The sequence below is a fragment of the Paenibacillus sp. J22R232 genome, assembly GCF_056269165.1.
Genome location: NZ_JBWDNK010000037.1, coordinates 1 through 6,498 on the forward strand (window position 1 = coordinate 1; position 6,498 = coordinate 6,498).

Here is a 6,498-nt window from a genome sequence, read left to right on the forward strand (position 1 = left end):
GTTTGGCTTGAGCTTTAAACTTCAAGATAGAGCGACCTCCTTAAGATGGCTAAAGGGCTATGACCCGTGATTAACCCATCGTACCGGAGTCGCTCGTTTTTATGCAAAGCGTAAAATTAACGCTCTACAGGAATCCTAACGGGTAACGATAGTTGAAATACATACTAATTAGAGGAGTAGGTCATGAACTATTTGAAGCGGAATGTATGGATAGAAGCTGAAGTATGGGCCGAAGGCTCATGGAATTGTAACGATTGTAATTCTGATGTTATTGTTGTCTTTCCGGATCGCTCCAAGTGGATTGCAAGCTTTTTTACTTATTCAAATATCGAGACATTAAGGCAAAAGAATATACAGACTGGTGAATGCATGAACGGGTCGTATTTTTGGTCCAGCGACATGGTGTTAATAGACGCTATTAGCAGGGAAAGAATAGAACAACTTATTGACCATTTAATTAAACATGACGACTTTCAATCGATCTTTAATCGGTACCCTGATGTAGATGCAGAAGAAGATGAGCACTATCCTATTAGTTTTTTTACTACTGATGACATGTTGCGCTAAAGGGTAACTATAGCTTAATGAAAAGGCAACGTCCGTCTGCCGCTTTAATTGAGTAACGGGGAGATTAAGCATGGACAAGAAAAAACAGGCTCTGGAGAAAGCGGAAATTGTGTATGAAACAAGCGAGGTCATAACGGCGAAAGTTTACAAGGTCAGCTCGGAGCAGAAAGAGGAACTTGATCGTCTGTCTGCTGATAGGATCGAAAAGTTACGCGAGGGGGCAGTACCGAAGATCCGCGAACGGTACAAGCAACTAGTCAAGCTACAGCAGCAACACCCGAAGGCCAACGAAGGTGTGAATCCTCCGGAGGATTCAGCTATCTGGGAACGTTAGTTCAATCGCCTATGCGGCAGCCGGTCAAACGATCGTCTGTCGTTTTCTTTTGAAGTAAGGGTAAAATCGCCCAATAAGTAAAAAAAAAACTTTAGAATTGTATTGGAGTAGATAAGATATTGATTATAGAAATTGTGAATCTATTCTGACTGTAATTGATCCAAAGAACCGTCTATGTAAGAGAAGCGGCTTTCCAGAGGTGAAACATGACCAATCAAGACAATATACTGGTAAGACAGTCGGCTCAGGGAGATAAGAAAGTATTTAGACAATTGGTTGGACGATACGCCAATGCCGTTTATTAACTGCCTATTCAAGGTTGGGCGATTCTCATGAAGCAGAAGACGTCGCTCAGGAAGCCTTCGTTAAAGTGTAGTATTACCTAACAAAGCTTCAAGACGCAAGTGAATTCGGAAGTTGGCTCATCAGTATCGCACGCAATACTGCGACGGATTTCACTCGCAAATTGAAGCCTACTGTGGGACTTGAGGATGCCGTGCTTGCCGGCAGTGCAGAGAACTTTACCGAAGAAACATTATTGCGGCGCGAACGGCAACAAGCAGTATGGAAGGCACTGGGCAATTAGATGGAAAGTATTGAATGGTTATTACTCAGTATTACTTAGGTGGTTATACCGCAACGGAAATCAGTAAGTTGTATGGCATAAGTCTCAGCTTAGTGGAAAGTCGTCTTCGAAGGGCCAAAACAATGCTTAAGAAGGAGTTGTTTGATTTGGTGGAGCAAACGATGGTAGAACAAAAGTTAGGTTCGGTATTTGTCACTAACGTAATGAAAAGGATTACAGGGCTTGCATGCATTAATCTTCCGGTTCGAAATGAAGAGGTTTCAGCGAGATGGTACGTTATAAACCTTGGTGTCATCTTGCTGCGGTTGGAGTTGACACAAAACCGTTCGTTTGCCAGCCTTGTTCGTTGCTCCTGCTAACGTCACGAAAAACTCCATCAGTTGTCGAAGAGCCGTCTGGTAATCTAAATCACGAACTTCATCCGCATATAAATAAAACAACCCACCAAGCGTCCGTGGGTCTCCGAACTGTCGCCGCTCAAATCCCATTGACAAGTAACGGCTAAACACGATCGTTGTATGGCTAATCATCATATCAAAGGATCGGCCTTGACACAATTTCGCTCGGTTCTAACGCAAGGTCTGAGCTGAGAATGGTCAGCCATTCGCGCCGCTTGTTCCGATTTTGGACAAAGACGAGTTTAATTGGCATACCGCTTAAAGTCTGGACAATGACCGTACTCCAGATGGAAGCCTGCTTGTTCTTCAGAAGGGTGCTATAAAGTTCACTCAGCGTCAGACGCTTTCCTTCAATGATAAACACTTTCACACGCTTGGCTGACGTAAGCGAGGAAAACTGCCGGACTATCGTCAAACTAAACGAATGAAGAAAGGCACGCCACGCAAAAATGGGATGATTTAGAAAACGATAGACCACATCTTTGCCTGGCAATGAGCCGCCTCGGCCACATTCCAGCAGTCGAGACCAATTCTTCCCCTCAAAGACAAGCGAGAATAGCAGCTGAAAGACAGCGAGCGCTGAGAGGCCAAAAGACTTGTGAATGCCAGCCGCCAGAAGCAGTTTGCCGACTTTCAAAGAAGTAAAAACAGACGAAAAACGAGACTGGTCAGACAGGGAACGATGGTGTACCATAGATTACACACCTATCTTTGTTTGCATGGTTGCTAGCCACTCCCATGATACCAAACGACGAAGGTACTTTTTTGTCTAGAGAAAGAAAAAAACGATTTATCCCTACAGCCACAAGGGATTCAGCTAATTTCGCATTGCGAAAGTTGAGTTATTAATTTAGAGCTTTTTTTGTGGAGGTATCAACAGTGATTGTAAATACAAAATTTCAGATCCCCCAAATAAGAAATACTATGGTATCCCGTCCGAAGCTGATGCGCAAGCTTAATGAGGGGATGGAAACCAAGCTTATGCTTGTTTCCGCGCAGGCTGGTTATGGAAAGACAACAGCTTTATGTGAATGGGTGAAACAATGCAGCGCGCTTGTTGCTTGGGTCTCTTTAGATAAGCATGATAATGAGTGGATTTCATTTTGGAGTTGCGTAACGGCCTCCATTCAGGAGAGAATCCCTAGCTTTGGCCAAACGATTGGGTGTCTTCTTGAGAAAGGACCTTCGGAATCTTCAGAGCCTATGATTAAGGAACTTTTGAATGAATTGAATCATATAACCGGTGAACTGGTAATCATACTCGACGATTATCATTTCATTGAACTCCCCGAAATTCACCAATCATTGAGCTACCTACTGGAACATTTTCCTCCGCATATTCATCTTTATATCGCTAGCCGTACCGATTTGCCGATTCCTACTACCAGACTTCTCGCGAAGGGTGAATTGCAGTATATCCAAATGCAGGATTTACGCTTTGAACTGGAAGAGGGTTTTGTTTTTTTTCGAGATACGACGGATTTATCGCTAACGAAAGGGCAAGTAACCGAGCTGTTCCATCAAACTGAGGGTTGGGTCAGTGGATTGCAGCTGGCGGCAATCTCTCTGAAACGCAGTACTAATATAAAGCAGTCCATCCAGCAATTTACGGGTCAACAGCATCATATATCCGATTACTTGTTGGAAGAAGTGTTCCTGCATCAGTCGGAAACCATGCGGTCCTTTTTATTGGAAACGTCCATTTTAAGTAGAATGAACCATTCTTTATGCCAAGCAGTAACGGGTCAAATGAACAGTCAAGAGCAATTGGAGAGACTGGAGCAGCTAAACTTATTCATTATACCCTTAGACGAGGGGCGGAATTGGTATCGCTATCACCATTTGCTTTCCGATTTCTTGCGACAGCTAGGGTCCCGAACGGATTCGGACAAGTGGATTCAAGTACACATCCGCGCGGCGAATTGGTTGGAAAAAAACGGGTTTTATGAAGAGGCTGTGGAGCATTATTTAGAAGGCCAACAGTTTGCGGATGTTATTCGGTTGATCGAGAAAAATCCCCCTGCCTTGATGCAGTCGAAGAGTGCTGCGTTGATGAGATGGATAACTGTTTTACCTGAAAGCTCATTTGCGGAGAAGCCAATGATCGAAATGTTTTATATAGCCGTAATGTTGCTAGGAGGTAAGAGGGAAGCCGCTATTCAGAGAATGGAGCAAACCAAAGTCCGGTTTGAAGCACTGCAAGGGAAATTACCCGATGTAGACTGGAACATGGTTATGGGTAATATCTATTTCTATTGCGGTATGGCGTCTTATATCCAAAATGACTTTGTGCGAGCATCGGATTATTTGGCCCTTACAGAACGATATATGCCGGAAGGAAGCTACTTTCAGGTGATGGGGGTAAACCGGTATGAAGGGTATAGTAGGAATTATGATCAATTAACTTTAATCAAAGATCTATATGCGGCGGAAGACTTCATTTTGAAATGGATTAAAGTATGGGAGCATAAAAAAAGTTATCCTTTTATTGGATATTTTTACTTGGCATATATCCATTTGCTGTATGAGTGGAATCGCTTGGAGGAGGCGGAATTTTACTTCGGTCAGTCATTGGGGCGAATAGACCATCAGCCTCTTGCACGGATTACGATCCAATTGGGCATCGCTGCATCGCGGATTGAGCAAGCCAAAGGAAATCCAACGCGAGCGTCCGAACGATTGGAGCAATTGAAGTTGAAAATTGATTCACCCGATTATGCTTTATTTGTTGTGAAAATCGAAACGGAACAAGCTTATCTATCTTTGCGGCAAGGCTCGCTCCAAGATGCGCTTGATTGGTTGCAAAGGTGCGGTCTTGCGCACACGGATGAGGTTACATTGAATCTTTTGGCGGAGCATCTGATTTTGGCTAGAGTGCTTGCGGCGTGCGAACGAATAGAAGAAGCGCTGTACCTGTTGGAAAAATTATATCTCTTGGTGTGCAAGGGAGACTGTCTCCGTGATCACACAAAAGTATTAATTGTGCAAAGCGTGACGCTATGGCATTCGGGTCAAACGGAGGCTGCGCTCATTCCGTTGGGCACTGCTTTGGATTTGGCCAAGCCAGATGGATATATTCGTAGTTTTATTGACGAGGGTTTTGTAATGGCGGAGATGCTTAACGCTTATTCAAAGGTTCAGCAAGATAGCCATTCTTCTTCGGGTTCCTATGTAAAGCAACTGTTGCGTGCTATGAATGATACACCAGAGGTTGATCAATCACCGAAAGGAATACTGACAGGGCAGGAATATATAATTTTGCTGCTAATCAGGGATAGATTGATGAACAAGGAAATTGCCGAGCGTCTGAATATTACGGTAGATACCGTGAAATTTCATATTAAAAACATCTACAAAAAGCTTGAAGTAAACAATCGTAAACAAGCATTGGAAATTTCAAAGCAATTATAGAGAAGTGGTTAAAATGCCTATCCTGTTTTTGAAAAACCTACCCCAGGCGGGTAGGTTCTATTTTGTTTATTTTAATTTATAGTAGAGGAGAATGTCGAATCTAGACAAAGGTGAGTGAAATCATTTATGAACAAACGTTGGATTTCTTTAGTAATGGCATTAATTATTTTATTGGGGACGATCCCCACTTTTGCTAGTGCTGCTTCTACTGATCATTGGGTTAATCAGAAACCTGATAACCTTCTTACCAGTAATCAGGACGTCTGCTACGGTAACGGCAAGTTTATGGCGGTAACTGATGAGGGAGGCATCTTAACCTCGAGTGACGGAACGAGTTGGACGTATTACAAACCGGAAAACACACTCAAGCTTTCTAGTATCAGTTGCGACAATGGCCAGTTTGTGGCTGTGACTAGAGCTGGACTTGCATCGTCCTCTAGTGACGGAGTGATCTGGAAAACGGGCCATACCCTCAATAATTATTTATCCCTTTGGGGCGTTAGTTACGGCAACGGCCTTTATGTGGCGGTGGGGAACATAGTTGCTGGAAATACAGGAGCCATATACACCTCTACGACGATCGAGACGCCGGACTTATGGACGAATCGCAATGTAAGCACCACGTCAGTACTTAAGGGCGTCACCTACGGCAACCAAAAGTTTGTGGCGGTGGGGCAAAATGGAACGATACTGACCTCTAGTGACGGAGTGAGCTGGACGAGCCGAAATTCGGGCACTGCGACAGATCTTAAAGGCGTCAAATACCTAAATGGTAAGTTTGTGTCCTGGGCAGTAAACGGAAAAACGATATTGACCTCCGTTGACGGAGTGAGTTGGAGTATGATCACCACGTCGGGTATTATCTGCGTGGAATGTGAGTCGGTAAATTCTGGCGTCCTTCATAGTGTCTCCTACGGAAATGGTACGTATGTGGGTGTGGGATCATTTAATTCTATCTATACCTCCAGTGACTTAGTGAGTTGGACGAAAAGCCATGAGGGTGCGTACGGGTCTCTTAATGGCGTCACCTACGGCAACGGCACGTTTATCGCGGTAGGTAACAGAGGAGACATATTTCAAAACATTGATCTCCCGACATACACCGTAACGTATAACGGCAATGGCAGCACGGGAGGAACCGTGCCAACGGATAGCAATCCGTACGAGCAAAATGCAACAGTAACCGTATTAGGAAACACGGG

General features: G+C 44.0%; 6 protein-coding genes and 1 pseudogene. 6 read left to right on the forward strand and 1 reads right to left on the reverse strand.

Annotation, left to right across the window (positions count from 1 at the left end; all coding sequences use genetic code 11):
• Positions 1-183: 183 nt before the first annotated feature.
• The 4 genes from AC0YN3_RS32980 to AC0YN3_RS32995 all read left to right on the forward strand — a co-directional run bounded on the left by AC0YN3_RS32980 (position 184) and on the right by AC0YN3_RS32995 (position 1,846).
• Complete coding sequence (locus AC0YN3_RS32980) at positions 184-567, forward strand: hypothetical protein (RefSeq protein ID WP_475779050.1); 384 nt, start codon at positions 184-186, stop codon at positions 565-567.
• Positions 568-637: 70 nt separating this feature from the next.
• A complete protein-coding gene (locus AC0YN3_RS32985) occupies positions 638-901 on the forward strand; it encodes a hypothetical protein (RefSeq protein ID WP_475779051.1) in 264 nt (87 codons plus the stop codon).
• 283 nt (positions 902-1,184) lie between these two features.
• Positions 1,185-1,277, forward strand: a complete 93-nt coding sequence (locus tag AC0YN3_RS32990) for a sigma factor (protein WP_475779055.1) — start codon at positions 1,185-1,187, stop codon at positions 1,275-1,277.
• Between the two features lie 224 nt (positions 1,278-1,501).
• Positions 1,502-1,846: an RNA polymerase sigma factor gene (locus AC0YN3_RS32995; RefSeq protein ID WP_475779052.1), complete on the forward strand. Its 345-nt coding sequence runs from the start codon at positions 1,502-1,504 to the stop codon at positions 1,844-1,846.
• Here the strand turns inward: AC0YN3_RS32995 and AC0YN3_RS33000 are convergent.
• Positions 1,793-2,138, reverse strand: a pseudogene (locus tag AC0YN3_RS33000) (IS4 family transposase); the annotation flags it as partial. The gene AC0YN3_RS32995 and the pseudogene AC0YN3_RS33000 sit on opposite strands and share 54 nt — an antisense overlap.
• Positions 2,139-2,764: 626 nt before the next feature.
• On the opposite strand from AC0YN3_RS33000, the gene AC0YN3_RS33005 reads away from it, so the two are divergent.
• Both AC0YN3_RS33005 and AC0YN3_RS33010 read left to right on the forward strand, forming a co-directional pair.
• Entirely contained in the window at positions 2,765-5,296 is a 2,532-nt protein-coding gene (locus tag AC0YN3_RS33005; protein WP_475779053.1) for a winged helix-turn-helix domain-containing protein, read from the forward strand.
• A gap of 285 nt (positions 5,297-5,581) precedes the next feature.
• The coding region (locus tag AC0YN3_RS33010) for a beta propeller repeat protein (protein WP_475779054.1) at positions 5,582-6,498 on the forward strand (917 nt) is incomplete at its 3' end.